This is a genomic window from Silvania sp., from assembly GCF_051656365.1.
In the GTDB taxonomy this organism is placed as follows: Bacteria; Pseudomonadota; Gammaproteobacteria; order Enterobacterales; family Enterobacteriaceae; genus Enterobacter; species Enterobacter hatchlandensis.
The window spans coordinates 22276-45231 of record NZ_JBOGBT010000052.1; the positions used below are offsets into that span (position 1 = coordinate 22276).

A 22956-nucleotide genomic window follows, 5' to 3' on the forward strand; every position below is an offset into this window, starting at 1 on the left:
ATGATCCCATTTAATGCGCCTCCCGTGGTGGGCACCGAACTCGATTACATGCAGTCTGCGATGGGCAGCGGCAAATTGTGTGGCGATGGCGGCTATACGCGCCGTTGCCAGCAGTGGATGGAGCAACGCTTCCAGAGTGCGAAGGTTCTGCTGACCCCATCCTGCACCGCATCGCTGGAGATGGCAGCGCTGCTGCTGGACATCGGTCCTGGCGATGAAGTGATTATGCCGAGCTACACCTTCGTCTCGACGGCAAATGCCTTCGTGCTGCGCGGGGCGAAAATCGTCTTTGTAGATATCCGCCCGGATACCATGAACATTGACGAGACGCTGATTGAAGCGGCGATCACCGACAAGACCCGGGCGATTGTGCCGGTGCACTACGCCGGCGTGGCCTGCGAGATGGACACCATCATGGCTCTCGCTAAAAAGCACAACCTGTTCGTGGTAGAAGATGCCGCCCAGGGCGTGATGTCCACCTACAAAGGTCGCGCGCTGGGCACCATCGGTCATATCGGCTGCTTTAGCTTCCACGAAACCAAAAACTACACCGCGGGCGGTGAAGGCGGCGCAACGCTGATTAACGACCGCGCGCTGATCGAACGCGCTGAAATTATCCGCGAGAAAGGCACCAACCGCAGCCAGTTCTTCCGTGGGCAGGTGGATAAGTACACCTGGCGCGATATCGGTTCCAGCTACCTGATGGCGGATCTGCAGGCGGCGTACCTGTGGGCTCAGCTGGAAGCGGCCGACCGCATCAACCAGCAGCGTCTGGCGCTGTGGCAGACCTACTACGATGCGCTGGCTCCGCTGGCGCGTAAAGGCCGTATCGAACTGCCAACCCTTCCGGCTGACTGTGTGCACAACGCGCATATGTTCTACATCAAGCTGCGGGATAACGACGATCGCAGCGCGCTGATCGCGTATCTGAAAGAAGCCGAGATCATGGCGGTGTTCCACTACATTCCGCTGCACTCCAGTCCGGCAGGCGAAGCCTTTGGCGAGTTCATTGGCGACGATCGCTTTACGACTAAAGAAAGTGAGCGGTTACTCCGCTTGCCGCTGTTCTACAACCTCGCTGCGGTCAATCAGCGCACGGTCATTAATACCCTTCTGAGTTACTTCGGCTGATATGTCTCTGGCGAAAGCATCGGTGTGGACCGCCGCGTCCACACTCGTCAAGATCGGCGTAGGCTTGTTAGTCGTTAAACTGCTGGCCGTGTCGTTTGGCCCTGCGGGCGTCGGGCAGGCGGGTAACTTCCGCCAGCTGGTCACCGTGCTGGGCGTGTTGGCCGGGGCGGGCATTTTCAACGGCGTGACCAAATACGTCGCACAATATCACGACGATGCGGCACAGCTGCGCAAGGTGGTGGGCACCTCGTCAGCAATGGTGCTGGGCTTTTCCACCCTGCTGGCGGCGGTGTTCCTGTTGGCGGCTGCGCCTGTCAGTCAGGGCCTCTTTGGTCATCCAGATTATCAGGGGCTGGTGCGGCTGGTCGCACTGGTGCAGATGGGCATCGCCTGGGCTAACCTGCTGCTGGCCCTGATGAAGGGCTTTCGCGATGCCGCCGGGAACGCGCTGGCGCTGATCGTCGGCAGCCTGATTGGGGTTGTTGCCTATTACGCCTGTTATCGTTTGGGCGGTTACGAAGGCGCACTGCTCGGCCTGGCGCTGGTTCCGGCGCTGGTGGTGGTCCCGGCCGCGATAATGTTAATACGCAGAGGCACCATCCCGCTCCACTATCTGAAACCCCGGTGGGATAGCATGCTGGCGGGGCAACTGGGTAAATTTACCCTGATGGCGATGATCACCTCAGTGACCCTGCCAGTAGCCTACGTGATGATGCGAAACCTGCTGGCGGCGCATTACAGCTGGGATGAGGTGGGGATCTGGCAAGGGGTCAGCAGCATCTCTGATGCCTACCTGCAGTTCATCACCGCTTCGTTTAGCGTCTATCTCCTGCCAACACTGTCGCGGCTGACCACCCGACAGGCGATCACCCGCGAGATTTTGCGCGCGCTGCGCTTTGTGCTTCCGGCGGTGGCTGCGGCCAGCTTTACCGTCTGGCTCCTGCGCGATGTGGCGATCTGGCTGCTGTTCTCAGCCAAATTTATCGCCATGCGCGATCTGTTTGCATGGCAACTGGTGGGCGATGTGCTGAAAGTAGGCGCTTACGTCTTTGGCTATCTGGTGATCGCCAAAGCTTCGCTGCGGCTCTATATTCTGGCCGAAATCAGCCAGTTCGCGCTGCTCACCGCTTTCTCACACTGGCTGATCCCCGCGCACGGCGCATTGGGGGCAGCCCAGGCCTATATGGCCACCTACATTGTCTATTTTGCTGCCTGTTGCGGCGTCTTTTTACTTTGGCATAAACGCGCATGACTGCACTGATTCACGTCCTGGGATCGGATATCCCACACCATAACCAGACCGTTCTGCGGTTCTTTAATGACGAACTGGCACCCGGCAGCGAGCTGGCGCGCGAATTTATGGTGGCGGGGCACGATAATGGGCTGAGCGCCGCGTGCCCGGCACTGCAGCTGACCTTCTGGCCAGACAAAGCAACGCTGGCTAAAGCGGTGATCGCCAAAGCCAAAGCGGATCGCCAGCAGCGTTTCTTTTTCCATGGGCAGTTTAATACCGGCCTGTGGCTGGCGCTGCTGAGTGGTGGCATTAAGCCCGCCCAGTTTAACTGGCATATCTGGGGTGCCGATCTGTATGAAGTCTCCCAGGGATGGAAGTTCCGTCTCTTCTACCCGCTGCGTCGCATGGCGCAGGGACGCGTGGGTCGCGTCTTTGCCACCCGCGGTGACCTTAATTATTTTGCCCAGCGTCATCCCAACGTACGCGGTGAACGGCTCTATTTTCCGACCCGCATGGATCCGGCGCTGAACGGGTTAGCCAACGAGGCGAAACGCGCGGGCAAGCTGACGATTCTGGTGGGCAATTCCGGGGATCGCAGCAATGAGCACAGTGCCGCCCTGAAGGCGGTCCATCAGCAATTTGGTGATACGGTCAACGTGGTTGTGCCGATGGGCTATCCTGCTAATAACGCGGCGTACATTGATGAGGTCCGTCAGAACGGGCTGGCGCTGTTTAGTCCGGAGAATCTGCAGATCCTCAGCGAAAAGCTGGCCTTTGACGACTACCTCGCGCTGCTGCGCGAGTGCGATCTTGGCTACTTTATTTTCGCGCGCCAGCAGGGGATTGGCACGCTATGCCTGCTGATTCAGGCCGGCGTGCCGTGCGTACTTAACCGCGATAACCCGTTCTGGCAGGATATGGCAGAGCAGCACATTCCGGTACTCTTCACCACTGACGACCTCAATGAGGCGGTGGTGCGGGAAGCACAGCGACAGCTGGCGCAGGTGGATAAAAACGCGATCGATTTCTTCCGCCCTAACTACCTCACGCCGTGGCATCAGGCGCTGCGGATCGCCTCAGGAGACAATGCATGAGCCAGTTGCAATTTAGCGGCTTGCTAGTCATCTGGCTGCTGAGCGCGCTGTTTATCGCCACCCTGACCTGGTTTGAGTTCCGCCGGGTGCGCTTTAACTTCAACGTCTTCTTCTCGCTGCTGTTCCTGTTGACCTTTTACTTCGGCTTCCCGCTGACCAGTATTCTGGTGTTCCGCTTCGACGTGGGGGTCGTACCGCCGGAGATCCTGATGCAGGCGCTGCTGTCGGCCACCTGCTTCTATGCGGTCTACTACGTCGCCTACAAGACGCGGCTAAAACCCGCTGGCCACACCGCGCCCCGAAGGCCGCTGTTTACCATGAACCGGGTGGAGACGCATCTCACCTGGGTGATGCTGATGCTGATTGCGCTGTTCACTGTCGGTATCTTCTTTATGCACAACGGCTTTTTGCTGTTTAAGCTCAACTCCTACAGCCAGATCTTCTCCAGTGAAGTCTCCGGCGTGGCGCTTAAGCGCTTCTTCTACTTCTTCATCCCGGCGATGCTGGTGGTCTATTTTCTGCGCCAGGATGCACGGGCGTGGCTGTTCTTCCTCGTCAGCACCCTGGCGTTTGGCCTGCTGACCTACATGATTGTCGGCGGCACGCGCGCGAATATCATCATCGCCTTCGCCATCTTCCTGTTTATCGGCATCATTCGCGGCTGGATTTCACTGTGGATGCTGGCTGCGGCGGGGGTGATGGGGATTGTCGGCATGTTCTGGCTGGCGCTGAAGCGCTATGGCATGAATGTGAGTGGTGACGAGGCATTTTACACTTTCCTGTATCTGACTCGCGATACCTTCTCGCCGTGGGAAAACTTAGCCCTGTTGCTGCAGAACTACGACAAAATCGACTTCCAGGGGCTGGCGCCTGTTGTGCGCGATTTCTATGTCTTCATTCCCACCTGGCTCTGGCCTGACAGGCCGGGCATCGTGCTGAATACTGCCAACTATTTCACCTGGGAAGTGCTTAACAACCACTCGGGGCTGGCGATTTCGCCGACGCTGATTGGGTCGCTGGTGGTAATGGGCGGTGGCTGGTTTATCCTGCCGGGTGCCATTGCCGTGGGGCTTATCATCAAATGGTTCGACTGGCTGTATACGCTGGGTAACCGGGAGACGAACCGCTATAAGGCCGCGATTTTGCATAGTTTCTGTTTCGGTGCCATTTTCAATATGATCGTGCTGGCGCGTGAGGGGCTGGATTCGTTTGTCTCCCGCGTGGTCTTCTTTATGGTGGTTTTTGGCGCCTGCCTGCTGATGGCGAAGCTGCTGTACTGGATGTTCGACGTTGCCGGGTTAGTGCATAAACGTGAACCGGCAAGCGGCAGGACGCTTTCGCGAGTCTGATTAAGGATAGTAATGACGGATAATACCTCTGCGCCGCAGTATGACCTGCGTGGCCTGAAGCTGATCGGCTGGCGCGATATGCAACACGCGCTGGACTACCTGTGCGCCGGTGGCAGGATAAAAACCGGTACCCTCGTGGCCATCAATGCAGAAAAAATGCTTACCATTGAGGATAACGCCCAGGTCCGCGACCTGATCGAGGCGGCTGAGTTTAAATATGCCGACGGGATCAGCGTGGTGCGCTCGGTGCGTAAAAAATATCCGGATGCCAATATCTCCCGCGTAGCAGGGGCCGATCTCTGGGAGGCGCTGATGGCGCGAGCGGGCATAGACGGAACGCCGGTCTTTCTGATTGGCGGCAAGCCCGAAATCCTCGCGCAAACAGAGCAGAAACTGCGCGCGCAGTGGCAGGTAAACATCGTTGGCAGTCAGGATGGCTACTTCAGCGCCGATCAGCAGCAGGCGCTGTTCGCGCGTATTCGCGACAGCGGGGCGAAGATTGTCACCGTGGCGATGGGATCGCCGCGCCAGGAGATCCTGATGCGCGACTGCCGTCAGGTGTGTCCGGATGCGCTGTATATGGGCGTAGGCGGCACCTACGACGTCTTTACCGACCACGTTAAGCGCGCGCCAAAAGTGTGGCAGAACCTGGGCCTGGAGTGGCTGTATCGGCTGCTGTCGCAGCCCAGCCGCATCACCCGCCAGCTGCGTCTGCTGCGTTATCTCGGCTGGCACTACTCCGGTCGCCTGTAATTTCCCGCTGCAGCGCGACAGACGCTTCGCGCTGCACATCCCCGGCAGAATCTGCTGGTTTTATGTGCAATACATTCATTTTTTTAACGCATCATTTGCCATTTCACCGATTTTAAGAAACCATTCCTCCCCTCACTACCGCACCAGGCTGTTTTTGCACCAACCGTAAACATTGACGGTCGATTTTGCATAGCCTGCGATAGCACATCTTTACCCATAACAATAACCGGCGCAGGCCGGGAAAATAGCAAGCACAACCGAGGATTTATGGCAGAGAAAAAACCGGAGCTTCAGCGTGGGCTGGAAGCTCGTCATATCGAACTTATCGCCCTGGGGGGGACGATTGGCGTAGGCCTGTTTATGGGCTCCGCCAGCACCCTGAAATGGGCGGGGCCGTCGGTCCTGCTGGCGTATATCGTCGCTGGACTGTTCGTCTTCTTCATCATGCGATCGATGGGCGAAATGTTGTTCCTTGAACCGGTTGCCGGTTCGTTTGCCGTATACGCACACCGTTATATGAGCCCGTTTTTCGGCTACCTCACTGCGTGGTCGTACTGGTTTATGTGGATGGCGGTCGGGATATCGGAGATCACCGCCATTGGGGTCTACGTGCAGTTCTGGTTCCCTGAGATGGCGCAGTGGATACCCGCGCTCATTGCCGTGGGTCTGGTGGCACTGGCCAACCTTGCCGCCGTGCGCCTGTACGGCGAGATCGAGTTCTGGTTTGCGATGATTAAAGTGACCACCATTATCGTGATGATTGTGGTCGGCCTTGGGGTGATCTTCTTTGGTCTCGGCAACGGCGGGCAGGCTGTCGGTTTTGGTAATCTGACCGAGCACGGTGGCTTCTTCGCCGGCGGGTGGAAGGGCTTCCTGACGGCGCTCTGTATCGTGGTAGCCTCTTACCAGGGGGTTGAGCTTATCGGCATCACCGCAGGTGAAGCGAAAAACCCTCAGGTCACACTGCGCAGCGCGGTTGGTAAAGTGCTGTGGCGGATCCTGATTTTCTACGTGGGCGCCATTTTCGTTATTGTTACCATCTTCCCGTGGAACCAGATTGGCACCACCGGCAGCCCGTTCGTGCTGACCTTTGCGAAGATTGGTATTACTGCCGCAGCGGGCATTATTAACTTTGTGGTACTGACGGCTGCACTGTCTGGCTGTAACAGCGGGATGTACAGCTGCGGGCGTATGCTGTACGCGCTGGCGAAGAACCGTCAGCTCCCGGCGGCGATGGGAAAAGTGTCGCGCGTGGGTGTGCCGGTGGCGGGCGTGGCGGTTTCTATCCTCATCCTGCTGGTGGGGTCCTGCCTGAACTACATCATTCCGAACCCACAGCGGGTGTTTGTTTATGTCTACAGCGCCAGCGTGCTGCCGGGTATGGTGCCGTGGTTTGTGATCCTGATTAGCCAGATACGTTTTCGTCAGGCGCATAAAAAAGCGATCGCCAGCCATCCGTTCCGCTCAATTCTGTTCCCGTGGGCAAACTATTTGACGATGGCGTTCCTGATCTGCGTGTTGATCGGGATGTATTTCAATGAAGACACCCGCATGTCGCTGTTTGTCGGTGCGATCTTCATGGCTGTCGTTTCGCTCGGATACAAGCTTTTTGGCTTGGGTCGCCATGTAGAAAGTCTGAAAACGAAGGAATAATCGGCAAAATGCGCAATGTATAATCAAATGCGCATTTATTTTAAAAAAAGCACTAGACAGCAGAGCGAGACCTCCGTAATATCCAGCCCCGCAACGGCGCTAAGCGCCCGTAGCTCAGCTGGATAGAGCGCTGCCCTCCGGAGGCAGAGGTCTCAGGTTCGAATCCTGTCGGGCGCACCATTCACCCGGTGCTGGAGCTGCGGTGGTCTGTTAAGTAGGCAGAACCGCGTGAAAGAATAAAGTTGTGGTGGCTATAGCTCAGTTGGTAGAGCCCTGGATTGTGATTCCAGTTGTCGTGGGTTCGAGTCCCATTAGCCACCCCATTATTAGATAGGTTGTGAATTGCGAAGGTGGCGGAATTGGTAGACGCGCTAGCTTCAGGTGTTAGTGTCCTTAGGATGTGGGGGTTCGAGTCCCCCCCCTCGCACCACGACTTATATTGAATTGAACTAAAAATTCAAAAAAGCAGTAAAACGGCGAGTAGCGCAGCTTGGTAGCGCAACTGGTTTGGGACCAGTGGGTCGGAGGTTCGAATCCTCTCTCGCCGACCAATTTTGAACCCCGCTTCGGCGGGGTTTTTTGTTTTCTGCTATTCCTGCCCGTGTTGTTAATTGCCGACAGCGATGTCTCAGCCTGTCGCGAATAGGTGACACTTATCCATATGAAAAATAATAAGATTTTCTTTTGCCTTGATTAGTGTCGCTCTCAGGCGACAACTTGCCGATCGCACAGGTGCTTTCTGCTACCTCAATGCTGCCGGCGTGGCATAAATTCCTTTTATCTTAAAAAGTTGCGCGATGTACAACTTCTGCATGCAACGTTGGCACGTTGCGTGCAATAATATCTATGTAGATGCTCATTCCACCTCTTATGCTCGCCTTAGGCCTCATAAACTCCGGAATGATGCAGAGCCATTTACGGTGCTTATCGTCCACTGACAGATGTCGCTTCGGCCTCATCAAACACCCTGGGCACAACGTTGAGTGAAGCACCACAAGTTGTCAAATGACCTTTTTAACGCCTGCTTTTTAGCAGGCGTTTTTTTATTCTTTATTGGCGATATCGCAGCATGATCCCCGCCACCATCAGTAACGCCCCCGTCGACACACTATACAACGCCTGCATCGGCCCCAGCGAGGCGGCAACCAGCGCGGCGATGCAGGTAAACAACGAGGCGCTGACGGTTTGCCATCGCCATGCTTTTCCGCTGGCAGAAGAGACCTCGGTTGCCTGAAAGCTGCTTAATAAGCTAAACGTGCCAGCCGCAAAGACAATGTTGGAGGCCAGATGGGCGAGAAACACCACCCCCAGTATTTGCACGCCAGATAACAAAGGGATCACGCCGTAAGCGATCAAAAAGAGACCAAGACAGAGCAGCAGGAGTCGGTTTTGGCTGGCAAAGTGCGGCAAGCTGTCTCTTTTCAGGAGCAGGGGGCCGCACAATTGCCCCAGGCTGCGGGCGAAGAGTAAGGGCAGCGCCAGGCCTGCGGCGTCTTCCGGTTCAATTTGCTGCGCCAGCGCAGGAAGCAACGCCATGGCCGGCGATCCCACGGCGGCGAGGGCGGGTAACAGCAAAAGACTGCGCTTTTGCTGGGGTGCCAGCGTCCGCCAGCGCACCGCGACGGGTCGGGCGGTTTCTGCTGCGTAATGGGGGGCAAGAGAAGGCAGTGATCTACCTGCAAGCACCAGCATCAGCAACGAGCCAGCAAACGTGAGTGCGTCGATCCCAACCAGGGTCATGGCAGGAAGAGAATGGAAAAGTACGATGCCCAGCCCTGTCCCTGCCAGCACCTGAGACGCAAAAATAATATTTTCCAGACAGGTTGCTGCAGGCAATTCGGCCTCTGACAGCCCGCGCTTGAACAGCAAGGTGAGCGCTGGCCAGCTCATTCCGCTTAGAAAGGCTTCGGTGGACTGAACTGCCAGCAGCGCCGTGATGCTATGAAAATGAATCCCCAGCAGCGGAAACAGGAGGGCGGTTAAACCCAGGCACTCTGTTGCTACCAGCAGTGTGATGGGTGAAAAAGAGCGGCACAGCTTCTCCCCGACCAGGCTGCCCAAAAATCCGGGTAGCGTCGCAAACAGGTATGCCAGGGTTAACAGCGAAGCGGGAGCCTGCCAGTCCAGCAGCAGACCAAAGACCAGAACCTGAGTTAAGCCATTTCCCAGGGAAGTAAAGAGAAAGGCGCAGGCCAGCATTCGCAGCCAGCGATGACAGCGGAGCGCGCTAACAAGCGCATACAAAAGCGTATTCATGAACAATCCTTTCAAAAACGATTAAGTCCACGCGGCAAGGCGCGTGCAGGAAAAATGTTTAATGAAAGGACGTCGTTACATTGGCGGATGCGATCCTGAGTGAGGTTGCAGAAAATGTAGCAGCAGAAAGCGTTTGTGAGAAGGGGATAAAAAAGGAGGCCGTCTGGCCTCCTGTTGAGTTACTGCGGGGGATTGTTCTGCAACGTCAGCAGCAGGCCATCGCGACGCATTGCGGCGGCTTCTTCCGGCATGTGCAGCTTATCCAGCGTGTCGGCAAGCCAGGCGTAATCAAACGCATCCGGACGCTGCTTCAGCGCGGCGCGGAAAGCGAGGCTAGCTTCCTTCCATTCGCCATGTTTCGCCAGCGACTGACCCAGGGTGCTCCACAGCAGCGGGCGGTCGCCCACGGTTTTGATTTGCTGACGGAGCATTTTCTCGATCTGTTCCGGATTATTGGTTTTCAGACGCGGGATCACCATCACCAGCCGATCGTCGTACTGACGCTTCAGGCCATCCAGAATAATGCCCTGCGCCGTGTCATGATCGTCACACTCAATGAGATGTTCCGCCATGGCTACCTGCAGCGGTACCTGCTGGCGCGTTTTACGGCTCTGGTTTTTCCACCAGGTTTTCAGACCATCGCTACCCTGATCGGCACGCGCCTGGTCCATCAGACCAATCCAGGCCTGACGTTGCAGGTCATCGCGCTGTTCATCATCACCCACTTCGGCTTTTGCCATCGACGGGATAATGTCCAGCAGCGAGCCCCATGCGCCGGTGCGGATATAGGCTTGCTCGGCCAGACGCAGCACTTCCGGATGACGCGGGGCGATCTCCAGCAGGTGATCGACACCGTGGCGAGCAGCGTGATTCTCATTGCGCGCCAGCTGCAGGCGTACACGGGTGATCTCGACCGGGATCGGATCTTTCTCTGCCAGCTCGGATGCGCGCTCCAGATGCTGATTGGCGCGGATTTCATCCCCACGCTGCTGCGCTGCTTCTGCTGCCAGCAGATAATTTACCACCGGCTGTTCGGCATGATCGGCATTCTTCGACATCAGCTTTTCAACCTGCTGATAATCGCCTTCGGCCAGCTTCAGCAGGGCCTGTTCGGTCTGCTTACGCGCACGGCGGCGCTTGCGGCCGACAAACCAGCTGCGGGTATGCGCGCCGGTGCGGAAAATACGGCGCAGGATCCACTCGATCGCCAGGAAAGCCACCATCACGAGGATCAGAATGATCGCTAAACCGGTGACGCTGGTTTCAATGTTGTAGTTATCGGTCTGGATCAGCACATAGCCCTGATGACCCGCCAGAATTGGGCCGAGCACGATCCCGGCGATCAGCAGCGCGAAGAGTAATAAGACTTTAATCATGATTACTCTCCTTGTGGTGCGCTGTCAGGGGCCGGTGCTGGCGCCGGTGCCGGTGCCTCAGCAGCAGGTTCCGCCGCGACGCCCGGCTGGGCCAACAGGTTACGCACTCGCGTTTGCATCAGCTTTTCCATAATCGGCTGGCTTTCCAGTTTATCCGGCACGTTCATGGTGATGTTTTGCTGGCTTAGCTTGTCCACTTCGTCGAGGAAGGCCGTGGTGGTGGCATCATCGGTATCGTAGTAAGCGCGTACCCAGGTCGAAACGTTATCCAGCGCCTGTTTATAGGTCTCTTCCTGATGGCGTGGCACCGCCTGCGCGGCCACCAGCAGACGGGAACGAATGTTCTCGCGCAGGTAGACATCCTGATTCGGGGCAAGCAGCGGTACGGCTGTTTCATCGCGACGGCGAACGGTAATAAAGCTGTCCATAAAGTTCTGCCAGCTTTTTTGCAGGTTAATGCGCCATTCGCTCAGTGAGCTGGAAAGCTCACTGCTGTCGGAATCCATCGGGGAGTCGTCGTCGTTATTATCTGCCAGGCGCAGGTTATCGATCTGGTTCGACAGCTGGTTCACTTTCAGAATGATGCCGTCGTAATCCACCTGTGAGACGGTCGCCAGGCTGGCGATATCTTCGGTCAGCGCACGACGGGCGGCGATCAGGCTAGGGTCATTCATGTCACCGAGGCTGGCATCCGCGCTTTTCAGCAGGGCTGCGGCGGTAGTGACATCCTGATCGCTCCACAGCTTACGCCCGGCCAGTTTGACCAGGAAATCAGCCTGCGCCAGCAGCCAGGTTTTGGCATCTGTGCCGGAAATGGTCGCCACTTTTTGCTGCATCTCATCCAGCTGTTTGGTCAGGTCGGCCTGCTGGCGACTGGCATCGGTCAGCTGCGCGGCCTGCTGTTTGATGATCGCGTCCAGCTCCGCTTTTTGCGCCTGCTGAGACTGTTGCAGAGCGGTTATCTGCGTGACCAGCGCATCGCTGGTGGTGGCTTGGTTGGTGGCTTGTTTTTTCACCAGGCCATACAGGCCAACGCCTGCGGCCAGCGCAATGGCGATCGCTATCGCGCTCAGCGCCAGGCTGGATTTGTTGCTGCCCTGTTTTTTCTCAGTTGTCTCTGGCTGTGGCGTGACATCCACAGTCTCCCTGGTCTCTTCAACCACGGCGGAGGATTTTTCTTGTTCCGTCATTATGGCTTCCCATTTGAGAGTTATTGTAATGCGCGCAGCAGCGCATCGTTGTCGGCGTTATCAGCGATCCGAATATCTTGCCAGCCCAGTTCCCGGGCGAGGTTCGCCAGACGCTCACTGACGACCAGCAGTCGACAGTGGAGTAACCAGTTTTCACGATACCATTCCGGGATAAGCGACCAGAGTTGTTGGAGCATTTCACCGCTGGTGACCACCAGGGTGGTGACGCCGCGCGACTGCCAGCGCATGGCCTCTTGCGCCCCGTCATAGTACTTATTACAACGTTGATAACATTCACAAAATATCACTTCGGCCCCGCGTTCACGGAGCGTATCGCCCAGCAGATCGCGTCCACTGTTACCGCGCAGAATCAGGGCGCGCTTCCCTGCAACAGATTGTAATTCAGGTAATTGTAGCAAGACTTCGCTGATTTCCCGATCAAGTGGATAACGAACATCCTGACTGCTTTCGGTATGCAGCGCCAGAGCGGTGGTCCGGCCAATAGCAAAATAGCCTGGCTCATCAGGCCAGCGCTGGCCGTCCTGCTGTAGCCGGGCGTGGGCAAACTCTACGGCATGTTGCGACAGGGCAAACAGCAGATCGTCTGCCTGCAGCGCGCGAAGATGACCGGCGAGCATCGGCAGCTCCCGGCCAGGGGAAAATTCAATCAGCGGAAAGCTCCAGGCCACCTGCCCCAGTGCGCGCAGACGGCTCACTAACTGATCTCCAGCGGGAGAAGGGCGGGTGACAAGAATACTCATGCCGGGGGTTCTCCGTTATACACGTCAGCGAGGATTTCGCGGGCGCCATTGTTGAGCAGCTCTTCCGCCAGCGAAACGCCCAGCGTTTCTGCATCCTGCGGTTTACCGCGACGTTCGCCACGCACCATCTGCGAACCGTCGGGAGCGCCAACCAGCGCGCGTAGCCACAGTTCGCCATCGATTAATTCAGCATAGCTGCCAATCGGTACCTGACATCCCCCCTCCAGACGCGTGTTCATGGCGCGCTCGGCCTGCACACGGATCGCCGTTTCATGGTGGTTGAGGGGCGCCAGCAGTGCATGGGTGCGCGTATCATCGAGGCGGCACTCAATGCCGACGGCACCCTGGCCGACGGCTGGCAGCGACTGCTCGGGGGAGAGCGCCACGCGAATTCGCGATTCCAGCCCCAGACGCTTCAGGCCTGCAACCGCCAGAATAATGGCATCATATTCACCGTTATCCAGTTTGCTGAGGCGGGTGCCGACGTTGCCGCGTAGCGAGCGAATAATCAGGTCAGGACGACACTCGGCCAGCTGGCACTGGCGGCGTAAACTTGACGTGCCAACCACGCTGCCCTGGGGCAGCGCCGCCAGCGAGTCGTAGTGGTTGGAAACAAAGGCGTCACGGGGATCTTCACGCTCGCAAATGGTCACCAGTCCCAGCCCCTCGGGGAAATCAACCGGCACGTCTTTCATTGAGTGAACCGCGATATCGGCGCGATCCTCAAGCAGCGCCATCTCCAGCTCTTTTACAAACAAGCCTTTACCGCCGACTTTCGCCAGCGGGGTATCAAGAATCACATCGCCGCGGGTGACCATCGGCACCAGCTCAACGCGTAAACCCGCATGGCAGGCTTCGAGGCGCTGCTTCACATATTGTGCCTGCCAGAGCGCAAGTGGGCTTTGGCGTGTGGCAATTCTTAAAACATTGTCTAACATGCTTGTTACCGTCTTAATCGTCTGCTGACCATCCTAACATTGTTGTCTCTGGACTGTCAGTTTTACGGACGTTGAAGGGAATCAGGACAAGGCGGCGACGCAAGTTGCCTGCAGCCGTATTCAGGAATTTACAGGTACAGAACGGTGCTACACTTGTATGTAGCGCATCTTTCTTTACGGTCAATCGGCAAGGTGTTAGATTGATCACGTTTTAGACCATTTTTTCGTCTCTCAGACCATAAAGACAAGGGCGAAAAGGCTGACAGCTATTTCTGAATTCTGTGAATGCATAATCCTCGGTCCGACTGAAGATTAGAGCTTCTAAACATCAGGCGATACTCTTGTACCTCTACATTGAGACTCTGAAACAGCGACTGGATGCCATCAATCAACTGCGTGTCGATCGCGCGCTTGCTGCCATGGGACCTGCTTTCCAACAGGTTTACAGTCTACTGCCGACATTGCTGCATTATCACCATCCGCTGATGCCGGGTTACCTTGATGGTAACGTTCCCCAGGGCATCTGCATCTTCACGCCTGATGAAACCCAACAGCACTATCTGAACGAGCTGGAACTCTACCGTGGCATGCCGCCGCAGGAATCGCCAAAAGGCGAACTGCCGATCACCGGCCTCTATACCATGGGCAGCACCTCATCGGTCGGGCAGAGCTGTTCTTCCGATCTGGATATCTGGGTCTGTCATCAGTCATGGCTCGATAACGAAGAGCGCCAGCTGTTGCAGCGTAAGTGCAGCCTGCTGGAGAGCTGGGCCGCGTCGCTCGGCGTGGAAGTCAGCTTCTTCCTGATCGATGAAAACCGTTTCCGCCATAATGAAAGCGGCAGTCTGGGTGGTGAAGACTGCGGTTCGACGCAGCACATCTTATTGCTGGATGAATTTTATCGTACCGCCGTGCGTCTGGCCGGTAAGCGTATTCTGTGGAATATGGTGCCGTGCGATGAAGAAGAGCATTACGACGATTACGTCATGATGCTTTACTCCCAGGGGGTACTGACGCCGAACGAGTGGCTGGATCTGGGCGGCTTAAGCTCCCTGTCCGCCGAAGAGTATTTCGGCGCGAGCCTGTGGCAGCTGTATAAAAGTATCGATTCACCGTACAAAGCGGTGCTGAAAACCCTGCTGCTCGAAGCCTATTCGTGGGAATACCCGACGCCTCGCCTGCTGGCGAAAGACATCAAACAGCGTCTGCATGACGGCGAAATCGTCTCCTTCGGGCTCGATGCTTACTGCATGATGCTCGAGCGCGTTACCGAATACCTGAAAGCCATTGACGATCCAACCCGTCTGGATCTGGTTCGCCGATGTTTCTATCTCAAAGTCTGTGAAAAGCTCAGCCGTGAACGCGCGTGCGTTGGCTGGCGTCGTGAAGTGCTCAGTCAGTTAGTAAAAGAGTGGGGATGGGACGAAGAGCGTCTGTCAATGCTCGATAACCGCGCCAACTGGAAAATCGATCAGGTGCGTGAAGCGCATAACGAACTGCTCGATGCCATGATGCAGAGCTACCGAAACCTGATCCGCTTTGCCCGCCGTAACAACCTTAGCGTCTCTGCCAGCCCGCAGGATATCGGGGTGTTGACCCGTAAGCTGTACGCCGCGTTTGAAGCATTGCCGGGTAAAGTTACTCTGGTGAACCCGCAGATTTCGCCGGACCTGTCCGAACCGAACCTGACTTTCATCTATGTTCCGCCAGGTCGTGCAAACCGGACCGGTTGGTATCTCTACAACCGCGCGCCGAATATGGATTCGATCGTCAGCCATCAGCCGCTGGAGTATAACCGTTACCTGAACAAGCTGGTGGCGTGGGCCTGGTTTAACGGCCTGCTGACCTCCCGTACCCGCCTGTTCATTAAAGGCAACGAGGTGGTCGATCTTGCGAAACTGCAGGAAATGGTCGCCGATGTATCGCACCACTTCCCGCTGCGTCTGCCAGCGCCGACGCCAAAAGCGCTCTACAGCCCGTGTGAAATTCGTCACCTGGCGATCATCGTTAACCTGGAATATGACCCAACGGCGGCGTTCCGCAATCAGGTGGTACATTTCGATTTCCGCAAGCTGGATGTATTCAGCTTTGGTGAGCAGCAAAACTGCCTGGTGGGCAGCGTGGACCTTCTGTACCGCAACTCGTGGAATGAAGTGCGTACCCTGCACTTCAACGGCGAGCAGGCGATGATCGAAGCGTTGAAAACCATCCTCGGTAAGATGCATCAGGATGCGGCGCCACCGGACAGCGTAGAAGTGTTCTGCTACAGCCAGCATCTGCGCGGTCTTATCCGTACCCGCGTCCAGCAACTGGTCTCTGAGTGCATCGATTTACGCCTCTCCAGCACCCGTCAGGAAACCGGACGCTTCAAAGCGCTGCGCGTCTCCGGGCAAACCTGGGGTCTGTTCTTTGAACGTCTGAACGTTTCGGTGCAGAAGCTGGAAAACGCCATCGAGTTCTATGGCGCTATTTCGCACAACAAGCTGCACGGTCTGTCGGTTCAGGTTGAAACCAACCACGTCAAACTGCCGCAGGTGGTGGATGGCTTTGCCAGCGAAGGGATTATTCAGTTCTTCTTCGAAGAGGCGGGGGACGAGTCAGGTTTCAATATCTATATTCTGGATGAGACCAACCGCGCCGAGGTGTATCACCACTGCGAAGGCAGTAAAGAAGACCTGGTGCGCGACGTCAGCCGCTTCTACTCTTCCTCGCATGACCGTTTCACCTACGGTTCAAGTTTTATTAACTTCAACCTGCCGCAGTTCTATCAGATTGTGAAGATCGATGGCCGGGCGCAGGTGATACCGTTCCGCACTCAGGCGATTACCGCTGCCGCACCTGCCAATCAGGAGGCTACTCCGCTGTTGCAGCAGTATTTTTCATGAGAGCGGTCTGATGCCCTCACCCTGGCTCTCTCCCACGGGGAGAGGGTGTAAAGACGAAAAAACCTTCTCTTTAAGAGAAGGTTTTTGTTTTTTTAACCTCGGAAGCTGACCGCTTCGCCTGACTGCTGGGTAGCCGCCTGCTCCAGCAGATCCCAGAATGCCTCACCGCTGCGATCGCAAATCCACGCGTCGCCTTTCAGGTTGAAATGGTAGCCGCCCTGTTTGGTGGCCAGCCACACCTGATGCAGCGGCTCCTGACGATTGATAATAATCTTGCTGCCGTTCTCAAAACTGAGGGTCAGCACACCGCCGTTAATTTCACAGTCGATGTCGCTGTCGCCATCCCAGTCGTCCAGGCGTTCTTCGATGGTCTGCCACAGGTTATCGGCAAGGCGATGGAATTCACTGTCATTCATGGTTCTGTTCCTGTTTTTCGTGATGGCGGCAGTATAACGCTAAATAATTCCCGTTGCAGGTTAGCGGCAAACTCTTGCTTTTGTGGCCTCTCCTGCGATGATAGAAACAGAAAGCACGAACTTACAGGCAACCCATAATGAAAAACGTTTTTCGAACGCTTGCCGTTCTCCTCACTCTGTTTAGCCTGACGGGCTGTGGTCTGAAAGGGCCGCTCTATTTCCCGCCAGCGGATAAAACTGCGCCGCCGCCAACCAAAAAAGCGGAAAGCACCATGGAAACCTCAGTGCCGGGTCGTAACGATCGTGGCGATGCGGGCGGTCCCAGCCAGGTGAATTACTGACGAGCGTTCTGATCCGCGCAATGGAGTGAATAATGCAGTTCTCTAAAATGCATGGCCTTGGCAATGATTTTATGGTCGTCGACGCGGTAACGCAGAATGTCTTCTTCTCTCCGGAGCTGATCCGCCGCCTGGCCGATCGGCACCTGGGGGTAGGCTTTGATCAGCTGCTGGTGGTTGAACCACCTTACGATCCGGATCTCGATTTTCATTATCGCATCTTCAATGCCGACGGCAGCGAAGTGTCCCAGTGCGGCAACGGCGCGCGCTGTTTTGCCCGCTTTGTGCGTCTGAAAGGCCTCACCAATAAACGCGATATTCGTGTCAGTACCGCCAACGGGCGCATGGTCCTGAGCGTCACCGACGACGAGCTGGTGCGGGTAAACATGGGTGAACCTAACTTTGAGCCGTCCCAGGTGCCGTTTCGCGCTAATAAAGCGGAAAAGACCTATATCATGCGCGTGGCCGAACAGACAGTCTTGTGCGGCGTGGTCTCGATGGGCAATCCGCACTGCGTGATCCAGGTTGAAGATGTGGCGACGGCACCTGTCGAAACCCTCGGTCCGGTACTGGAAAGCCATGAGCGCTTCCCGGAACGCGCCAACATCGGCTTTATGCAGGTGCTCACCCGGGAACACATTCGCCTGCGCGTATTTGAACGCGGGGCGGGCGAGACGCAGGCCTGCGGTAGCGGCGCCTGTGCAGCCGTCGCCGTCGGGATCGCGCAGGGTTTACTGGCGGAAGAGGTGCGCGTGGATTTACCGGGCGGACGTCTTGATATCGCCTGGAAAGGCCCGGGTCAGCCGCTGTATATGACTGGCCCGGCAACACAAGTTTATGACGGGTTTATCCATCTATGAAACAACCAGGAGAAGAACTGCAGGAGACGCTGACGGCAATGGACGACCGGGCGGTTGTCGATTATCTGCTGCGCCATCCTGAGTTTTTTATTCGTAATGCCCGGGTGGTGGAAGAGATGCGCGTGCCGCATCCGATTCGCGGAACGGTATCGCTGGTCGAATGGCATATGGCGCGCTCGCGCAATCACATCAACCATCTTGAAGAGAACATCTCGCTGCTGATGGAGCAGGCCAGCAGTAATGAAGGCCTGTTTTATCGCCTGCTGAACCTGCAATCGCGGCTGGCCTCAGCCAGCAGTCTGGATGAGTTTCTGATGCGCTTTCATCGCTGGGGTAAGGAGCTGGGGCTGGCGGGCGCAACGATTCGCCTGTTCCCGGATCGCTGGCGCATTGGTGCGCCGTCCGGGTTTACTCACCTGGCATTGCAGCGTCAGGCGTTTGAGCCGCTGCGTATTCAGCGTCTGGGTCCTGAGAATCACTATCTTGGGCCACTAAACGGACCTGAGCTGCTGGTGGTTCTGCCGGAAGCGAAAGCCATCGGCTCGGTGGCGATGTCGCTGATGGGGCGCGAAGGCGATCTCGGCGTCATGCTATTTTCCAGCCGCGATCCGCAGCATTATCAGCAGGGACAAGGGACGCAGTTACTCCAGGAAATCGCGCAGATGCTGCCCGAGCTGCTGGAACGCTGGATTGAGCGCGTATGAGCGATCTCCTTGCGCCGACGGTGACGCGTTTTCTGCGCTACCTCGGCGTGGAACGCCAGCTCAGCCCAGTCACCTTACTGAACTATCAGCGCCAGCTTGATGCGATCATGCAGCTGGCCGCTGAGATGAACCTGAGCAGCTGGCAACACTGCGATGCCGCCACCGTGCGGGCGTTTGCCGTGCGTAGCCGCCGTAAAGGGCTCGGCCCTGCCAGCCTGGCGCTGCGGCTCTCCGCATTACGCAGCCTCTTCGACTGGATGGTCAGCCAGGGCGAGCTCAAGGCGAACCCGGCCAAAGGGATCGCGGCACCTAAAGCGCCGCGCCATCTGCCAAAAAATATCGATGTTGATGACGTTAACCGCCTGCTGGATATCGATCTGAACGATCCGCTGGCGGTGCGCGATCGGGCGATGCTGGAAGTGATGTACGGTGCCGGGCTGCGTCTTTCGGAGCTGGTAAACCTTGATATCAAACATCTCGATCTGGAGACCGGCGAAGTATGGGTGATGGGCAAAGGCAGCAAAGAGCGTCGCCTGCCGATTGGCCGCAATGCGGTGGTGTGGATTGAGCACTGGCTGGATCTGCGCGGGCTGTTTGGCACCGAAGAAAATGCCCTGTTCCTGTCGAAGCTGGGCAAACGTATCTCGGCGCGTAATGTGCAAAAACGCTTTGCCGAGTGGGGCATTAAGCAGGGGCTGAACAGCCATGTTCATCCCCACAAGCTGCGCCACTCGTTCGCCACGCACATGCTCGAGTCCAGCGGCGATCTGCGCGGGGTGCAGGAGCTGCTGGGCCACGCCAATTTATCGACCACCCAAATCTATACCCATCTCGATTTTCAACACCTTGCCTCGGTGTACGACGCGGCGCATCCACGCGCCAAACGGGGGAAATAATGCGTTTTTATCGTCCATTAGGCCAAATCTCTGCACTGACGTTCGACCTTGATGACACCCTTTACGACAACCGCGAGGTGATCCTGCGTACCGAGCGGGAAGCGCTGGCGTTTGTGCAAAACTACCATCCGGCGTTAAACGCGCTGGAGAACAAAGAGTTTCACCGCCTGCGTCAGGCGTTACGGCAAACCGAGCCGGAAATCTATCATGACGTCACCGAATGGCGCCGTCGTGCCGTGGAGCAGGCGATGCTGAATGCCGGTCTCACCGCCGCTGAGGCCGCGCTAGGCGCAGAGGCGTCCATGGCGCACTTCGCCACCTGGCGCAGCCGTATCGACGTGCCGCAGGAGACTCACGACACGCTGGCGAAGCTGGCCGCGAAGTGGCCACTGGTGGCGATCACCAACGGTAACGCCCAGCCAGAGCTGTTCGGTTTGGGCGACTACTTTGATTTCGTCCTGCGCGCGGGTCCCCACGGCCGTTCCAAGCCCTTTAACGACATGTACCATCTGGCCGCCGACAAGCTCGGCCTGCCGCTGGGTGAAATCCTGCACGTCGGCGATGACCTGACCACCGATGTCGCCGGGGCGATCCGCTGCGGTATGCAGGCCTGCTGGATCAAACCGGAAAACGCCGATCTGATGCAGACCCACGACAGCCGCCTGCTGCCACACGTTGAAATTTCGCGGTTGGCATCCCTCACCACGCTGATATAATCACCAGTAGTATTGTATAAATTAACAGTATGCCCGGCCTGCAAACCGCAACCGGGCAGATGACTTCTGGCGGTGCCAATGGACGTTTCTTACCTGCTCGACAGCCTTAATGACAAACAGCGTGACGCGGTTGCCGCAACGCGAACCAATATGCTGGTGCTGGCAGGGGCAGGCAGTGGTAAGACGCGCGTGCTGGTGCACCGTATCGCGTGGCTGCAGAGCGTGGAAAACTGCTCGCCGTACTCCATTATGGCGGTCACGTTCACTAACAAAGCGGCGGCAGAGATGCGCCACCGTATCGCCCAACTGATGGGTAGCAGCCAGGGCGGCATGTGGGTGGGTACCTTCCACGGGCTGGCGCACCGCCTGCTGCGTGCGCACCATATGGATGCTAACCTGCCGCAGGACTTCCAGATCCTCGACAGCGAAGATCAGCTCCGCCTGCTGAAGCGGCTGATCAAGGCCATGAACCTCGATGAGAAGCAGTGGCCGCCGCGCCAGGCGATGTGGTACATCAACGGCCAGAAAGACGAAGGGCTGCGCCCGCATCATATCCAGAGCTTTGGCAACCCGATAGAGCAGACCTGGCAGAAGGTCTATCAGGCCTATCAGGAAGCCTGCGATCGCGCCGGGCTGGTGGATTTTGCCGAACTTCTGCTGCGTGCCCACGAGCTGTGGCTCAACAAGCCGCACATTCTGCAGCACTACCGCGAACGTTTTACCAATATCCTGGTGGACGAATTCCAGGATACCAACAACATTCAGTACGCGTGGATCCGCCTGCTGGCGGGGGATTCCAGCAAGGTGATGATCGTCGGCGACGACGATCAGTCCATCTACGGCTGGCGCGGGGCGCAGGTCGAGAACATCCAGCGCTTCCTGAATGATTTCCCTGGTGCCGAGACCATCCGCCTGGAGCAAAACTACCGCTCGACCAACAACATCCTCAGCGCGGCGAACGCCCTGATCGAAAACAACAGCGGTCGTCTGGGTAAAAAGCTGTGGACCGACGGCGTCGACGGGGAACCGATCTCCCTTTACTGCGCGTTCAATGAGCTGGATGAAGCCCGCTTTGTGGTGAACCGCATCAAGACCTGGCAGGACAACGGCGGCGCGCTTGAACAGTGCGCCATCCTGTACCGCAGCAACGCCCAGTCGCGCGTGCTGGAAGAGGCGCTACTGCAGGTGAGCATGCCGTACCGCATTTATGGCGGAATGCGCTTCTTCGAACGCCAGGAGATCAAAGACGCGCTGTCGTATCTGCGCCTGATTGCCAACCGTAACGATGACGCCGCGTTTGAGCGCGTGGTGAACACCCCGACCCGCGGCATCGGCGATCGTACCCTTGACGTGGTGCGCCAGACTTCCCGCGACAGGCAGCTGACGCTGTGGCAGGCCTGCCGCGAGCTGCTGCAGGAGAAAGCCCTCGCCGGGCGCGCAGCCAGCGCGCTGCAGCGTTTCCTGGAGCTGATTGAAGCCCTGGCGCAGGAGACGGCCGATATGCCGCTGCACGTTCAGACCGACCGGGTGATTAAAGACTCCGGCCTGCGCCTGATGTACGAGCAGGAGAAGGGCGAAAAAGGCCAGACCCGTATCGAGAACTTAGAGGAGCTGGTGACGGCAACGCGTCAGTTCAGCTACAACGATGAAGAAGAAGACCTGATGCCGCTACAGGCGTTCCTGTCCCATGCCGCGCTGGAAGCGGGCGAAGGGCAGGCCGACACCTGGCAGGACGCGGTCCAGCTGATGACCCTGCACTCGGCCAAAGGGCTGGAGTTCCCGCAGGTGTTTATCGTCGGGATGGAAGAGGGGATGTTCCCGAGCCAGATGTCGCTGGATGAAGGCGGTCGTCTGGAAGAGGAGCGTCGGCTGGCCTACGTGGGCGTGACCCGCGCCATGCAAAAGTTGACCCTCACCTACGCCGAAACCCGCCGTCTGTACGGCAAAGAGGTTTACCATCGTCCGTCGCGTTTTGTCGGTGAACTGCCGGAAGCCTGTGTGGAAGAAGTGCGCCTGCGGGCCAGCATTAGCCGTCCGGTTAGCCATCAGCGCCTCGGTGCGCCAATCTCAGAAAACGACACCGGTTATAAGCTCGGCCAGCGCGTTCGTCATGCCAAATTTGGCGAAGGCACCATCGTGAATCTGGAAGGCAGCGGTGAGCACAGCCGCCTGCAGGTGGCGTTCCAGGGGCAGGGGATCAAATGGCTGGTGGCGGCTTATGCGCGACTGGAAACCGTTTAACATTCAGAAAAATATCACTATTTTTTAATAATCTGCCAGGCTTATACGTTGAAGGGGATTTAATGCTCTTCAGCGTTCCCTTGCGTGTTGACGCCGCCGTGACTGCTGGCGTAACATGCGCGCACGATTACGCTAAGAGGACATTCGCCTTGGACACACCCAGTA

Annotated in this window: 19 protein-coding genes and 4 tRNA genes; 17 read left to right on the forward strand and 6 right to left on the reverse strand. The window is 57.2% G+C overall.

Annotation, left to right across the window (positions count from 1 at the left end; genetic code table 11):
- From rffA to ACRDD5_RS10965, 10 genes are all read left to right on the forward strand, one after another.
- The gene (rffA, locus tag ACRDD5_RS10920; protein ID WP_271280683.1) at positions 1 to 1131 is read left to right on the forward strand and encodes a dTDP-4-amino-4,6-dideoxygalactose transaminase; all 1131 of its coding nucleotides are present in this window, start codon (positions 1 to 3) and stop codon (positions 1129 to 1131) included.
- Position 1132: 1 nt separating this feature from the next.
- Positions 1133 to 2383 (forward strand): lipid III flippase WzxE, encoded by a 1251-nt coding sequence (wzxE, locus tag ACRDD5_RS10925; protein WP_438676769.1) that lies wholly within the window; start codon positions 1133 to 1135, stop codon positions 2381 to 2383.
- A complete protein-coding gene (locus ACRDD5_RS10930; RefSeq protein WP_438676770.1) occupies positions 2380 to 3459 on the forward strand; it encodes a TDP-N-acetylfucosamine:lipid II N-acetylfucosaminyltransferase in 1080 nt (359 codons plus the stop codon). Before wzxE ends, ACRDD5_RS10930 begins: the two co-directional genes overlap by 4 nt.
- Positions 3456 to 4808 carry an ECA oligosaccharide polymerase gene (gene wzyE / locus ACRDD5_RS10935; RefSeq protein ID WP_438676771.1) on the forward strand — a complete coding sequence of 451 codons (1353 nt, stop codon included), beginning with the start codon at positions 3456 to 3458 and terminating at the stop codon, positions 4806 to 4808. Before ACRDD5_RS10930 ends, wzyE begins: the two co-directional genes overlap by 4 nt.
- 12 nt (positions 4809 to 4820) lie before the next feature.
- Complete coding sequence (wecG, locus tag ACRDD5_RS10940) at positions 4821 to 5561, forward strand: lipopolysaccharide N-acetylmannosaminouronosyltransferase (RefSeq protein WP_438676772.1); 741 nt, start codon at positions 4821 to 4823, stop codon at positions 5559 to 5561.
- Between the two features lie 267 nt (positions 5562 to 5828).
- Positions 5829 to 7214 carry a bifunctional threonine/serine APC transporter ThrP gene (gene thrP, locus ACRDD5_RS10945; RefSeq protein WP_438676773.1) on the forward strand — a complete coding sequence of 462 codons (1386 nt, stop codon included), beginning with the start codon at positions 5829 to 5831 and terminating at the stop codon, positions 7212 to 7214.
- Positions 7215 to 7317: 103 nt separating this feature from the next.
- Positions 7318 to 7394 (forward strand) — tRNA-Arg (locus ACRDD5_RS10950).
- A 67-nt stretch (positions 7395 to 7461) separates the two neighbouring features.
- Positions 7462 to 7537 (forward strand) — tRNA-His (locus ACRDD5_RS10955).
- 21 nt (positions 7538 to 7558) lie between these two features.
- Positions 7559 to 7644: transfer RNA gene (locus ACRDD5_RS10960), tRNA-Leu, on the forward strand.
- A gap of 44 nt (positions 7645 to 7688) precedes the next feature.
- Positions 7689 to 7765 (forward strand) — tRNA-Pro (locus ACRDD5_RS10965).
- A 499-nt stretch (positions 7766 to 8264) separates the two neighbouring features.
- On the opposite strand, the gene ACRDD5_RS10970 is transcribed toward ACRDD5_RS10965, so the two are convergent.
- The 5 genes from ACRDD5_RS10970 to hemC form a co-directional block, all read right to left on the reverse strand.
- Positions 8265 to 9470 (reverse strand): MFS transporter, encoded by a 1206-nt coding sequence (locus ACRDD5_RS10970; protein ID WP_438676774.1) that lies wholly within the window; start codon positions 9468 to 9470, stop codon positions 8265 to 8267.
- A 179-nt stretch (positions 9471 to 9649) separates the two neighbouring features.
- Positions 9650 to 10846, reverse strand: a complete 1197-nt coding sequence (hemY, locus tag ACRDD5_RS10975; RefSeq protein WP_438676775.1) for a protoheme IX biogenesis protein HemY — start codon at positions 10844 to 10846, stop codon at positions 9650 to 9652.
- 2 nt (positions 10847 to 10848) lie between these two features.
- On the reverse strand, positions 10849 to 12036 hold the full coding sequence (gene hemX, locus ACRDD5_RS10980) for a uroporphyrinogen-III C-methyltransferase (protein ID WP_438676776.1): 1188 nt from the start codon (positions 12034 to 12036) through the stop codon (positions 10849 to 10851).
- 20 nt (positions 12037 to 12056) lie between these two features.
- Positions 12057 to 12797 carry a uroporphyrinogen-III synthase gene (gene hemD, locus ACRDD5_RS10985; protein ID WP_438676777.1) on the reverse strand — a complete coding sequence of 247 codons (741 nt, stop codon included), beginning with the start codon at positions 12795 to 12797 and terminating at the stop codon, positions 12057 to 12059.
- The gene (gene hemC, locus ACRDD5_RS10990) at positions 12794 to 13735 is read right to left on the reverse strand and encodes a hydroxymethylbilane synthase (RefSeq protein ID WP_271280673.1); all 942 of its coding nucleotides are present in this window, start codon (positions 13733 to 13735) and stop codon (positions 12794 to 12796) included. Before hemC ends, hemD begins: the two co-directional genes overlap by 4 nt.
- A 341-nt stretch (positions 13736 to 14076) precedes the next feature.
- On the opposite strand from hemC, the gene cyaA reads away from it, so the two are divergent.
- Positions 14077 to 16620 (forward strand): class I adenylate cyclase, encoded by a 2544-nt coding sequence (gene cyaA / locus ACRDD5_RS10995; RefSeq protein WP_271280672.1) that lies wholly within the window; start codon positions 14077 to 14079, stop codon positions 16618 to 16620.
- 92 nt (positions 16621 to 16712) lie between these two features.
- On the opposite strand, the gene cyaY is transcribed toward cyaA, so the two are convergent.
- Complete coding sequence (gene cyaY, locus ACRDD5_RS11000) at positions 16713 to 17036, reverse strand: iron donor protein CyaY (protein ID WP_271280671.1); 324 nt, start codon at positions 17034 to 17036, stop codon at positions 16713 to 16715.
- 137 nt (positions 17037 to 17173) lie between these two features.
- Between cyaY and lptM the strand changes: the two genes are divergently transcribed.
- The 6 genes from lptM (at position 17174) to uvrD (ending at position 22791) form a co-directional block, all read left to right on the forward strand.
- Entirely contained in the window at positions 17174 to 17377 is a 204-nt protein-coding gene (gene lptM / locus ACRDD5_RS11005; RefSeq protein WP_271280670.1) for an LPS translocon maturation chaperone LptM, read from the forward strand.
- Between the two features lie 32 nt (positions 17378 to 17409).
- The gene (gene dapF / locus ACRDD5_RS11010) at positions 17410 to 18234 is read left to right on the forward strand and encodes a diaminopimelate epimerase (RefSeq protein ID WP_271266082.1); all 825 of its coding nucleotides are present in this window, start codon (positions 17410 to 17412) and stop codon (positions 18232 to 18234) included.
- Positions 18231 to 18938: a DUF484 domain-containing protein gene (locus ACRDD5_RS11015; RefSeq protein ID WP_271280669.1), complete on the forward strand. Its 708-nt coding sequence runs from the start codon at positions 18231 to 18233 to the stop codon at positions 18936 to 18938. The genes dapF and ACRDD5_RS11015 overlap by 4 nt, the downstream gene beginning before the upstream one ends.
- A complete protein-coding gene (gene xerC / locus ACRDD5_RS11020) occupies positions 18935 to 19834 on the forward strand; it encodes a tyrosine recombinase XerC (protein WP_438676778.1) in 900 nt (299 codons plus the stop codon). The genes ACRDD5_RS11015 and xerC overlap by 4 nt, the downstream gene beginning before the upstream one ends.
- Entirely contained in the window at positions 19834 to 20550 is a 717-nt protein-coding gene (gene yigB / locus ACRDD5_RS11025) for a 5-amino-6-(5-phospho-D-ribitylamino)uracil phosphatase YigB (protein ID WP_438676779.1), read from the forward strand. Before xerC ends, yigB begins: the two co-directional genes overlap by 1 nt.
- Positions 20551 to 20628: 78 nt before the next feature.
- Entirely contained in the window at positions 20629 to 22791 is a 2163-nt protein-coding gene (gene uvrD, locus ACRDD5_RS11030) for a DNA helicase II (protein WP_438676780.1), read from the forward strand.
- The last annotated feature ends 165 nt before the right edge of the window (positions 22792 to 22956 follow it).

Bases quoted from the DNA above. Each gene is read 5' to 3' on its own strand.
- rffA (WP_271280683.1), top strand. From the start codon at position 1: ATGATCCCATTTAATGCGCCTCCCGTGGTGGGCACCGAACTCGATTAC.
- wzxE (WP_438676769.1), top strand. From the start codon at position 1,133: ATGTCTCTGGCGAAAGCATCGGTGTGGACCGCCGCGTCCACACTCGTC.
- ACRDD5_RS10930 (WP_438676770.1), top strand. From the start codon at position 2,380: ATGACTGCACTGATTCACGTCCTGGGATCGGATATCCCACACCATAAC.
- wzyE (WP_438676771.1), top strand. From the start codon at position 3,456: ATGAGCCAGTTGCAATTTAGCGGCTTGCTAGTCATCTGGCTGCTGAGC.
- wecG (WP_438676772.1), top strand. From the start codon at position 4,821: ATGACGGATAATACCTCTGCGCCGCAGTATGACCTGCGTGGCCTGAAG.
- thrP (WP_438676773.1), top strand. From the start codon at position 5,829: ATGGCAGAGAAAAAACCGGAGCTTCAGCGTGGGCTGGAAGCTCGTCAT.
- ACRDD5_RS10970 (WP_438676774.1), bottom strand. From the start codon at position 9,470: ATGAATACGCTTTTGTATGCGCTTGTTAGCGCGCTCCGCTGTCATCGC.
- hemY (WP_438676775.1), bottom strand. From the start codon at position 10,846: ATGATTAAAGTCTTATTACTCTTCGCGCTGCTGATCGCCGGGATCGTG.
- hemX (WP_438676776.1), bottom strand. From the start codon at position 12,036: ATGACGGAACAAGAAAAATCCTCCGCCGTGGTTGAAGAGACCAGGGAG.
- hemD (WP_438676777.1), bottom strand. From the start codon at position 12,797: ATGAGTATTCTTGTCACCCGCCCTTCTCCCGCTGGAGATCAGTTAGTG.
- hemC (WP_271280673.1), bottom strand. From the start codon at position 13,735: ATGTTAGACAATGTTTTAAGAATTGCCACACGCCAAAGCCCACTTGCG.
- cyaY (WP_271280671.1), bottom strand. From the start codon at position 17,036: ATGAATGACAGTGAATTCCATCGCCTTGCCGATAACCTGTGGCAGACC.
- lptM (WP_271280670.1), top strand. From the start codon at position 17,174: ATGAAAAACGTTTTTCGAACGCTTGCCGTTCTCCTCACTCTGTTTAGC.
- dapF (WP_271266082.1), top strand. From the start codon at position 17,410: ATGCAGTTCTCTAAAATGCATGGCCTTGGCAATGATTTTATGGTCGTC.
- ACRDD5_RS11015 (WP_271280669.1), top strand. From the start codon at position 18,231: ATGAAACAACCAGGAGAAGAACTGCAGGAGACGCTGACGGCAATGGAC.
- xerC (WP_438676778.1), top strand. From the start codon at position 18,935: ATGAGCGATCTCCTTGCGCCGACGGTGACGCGTTTTCTGCGCTACCTC.
- yigB (WP_438676779.1), top strand. From the start codon at position 19,834: ATGCGTTTTTATCGTCCATTAGGCCAAATCTCTGCACTGACGTTCGAC.
- uvrD (WP_438676780.1), top strand. From the start codon at position 20,629: ATGGACGTTTCTTACCTGCTCGACAGCCTTAATGACAAACAGCGTGAC.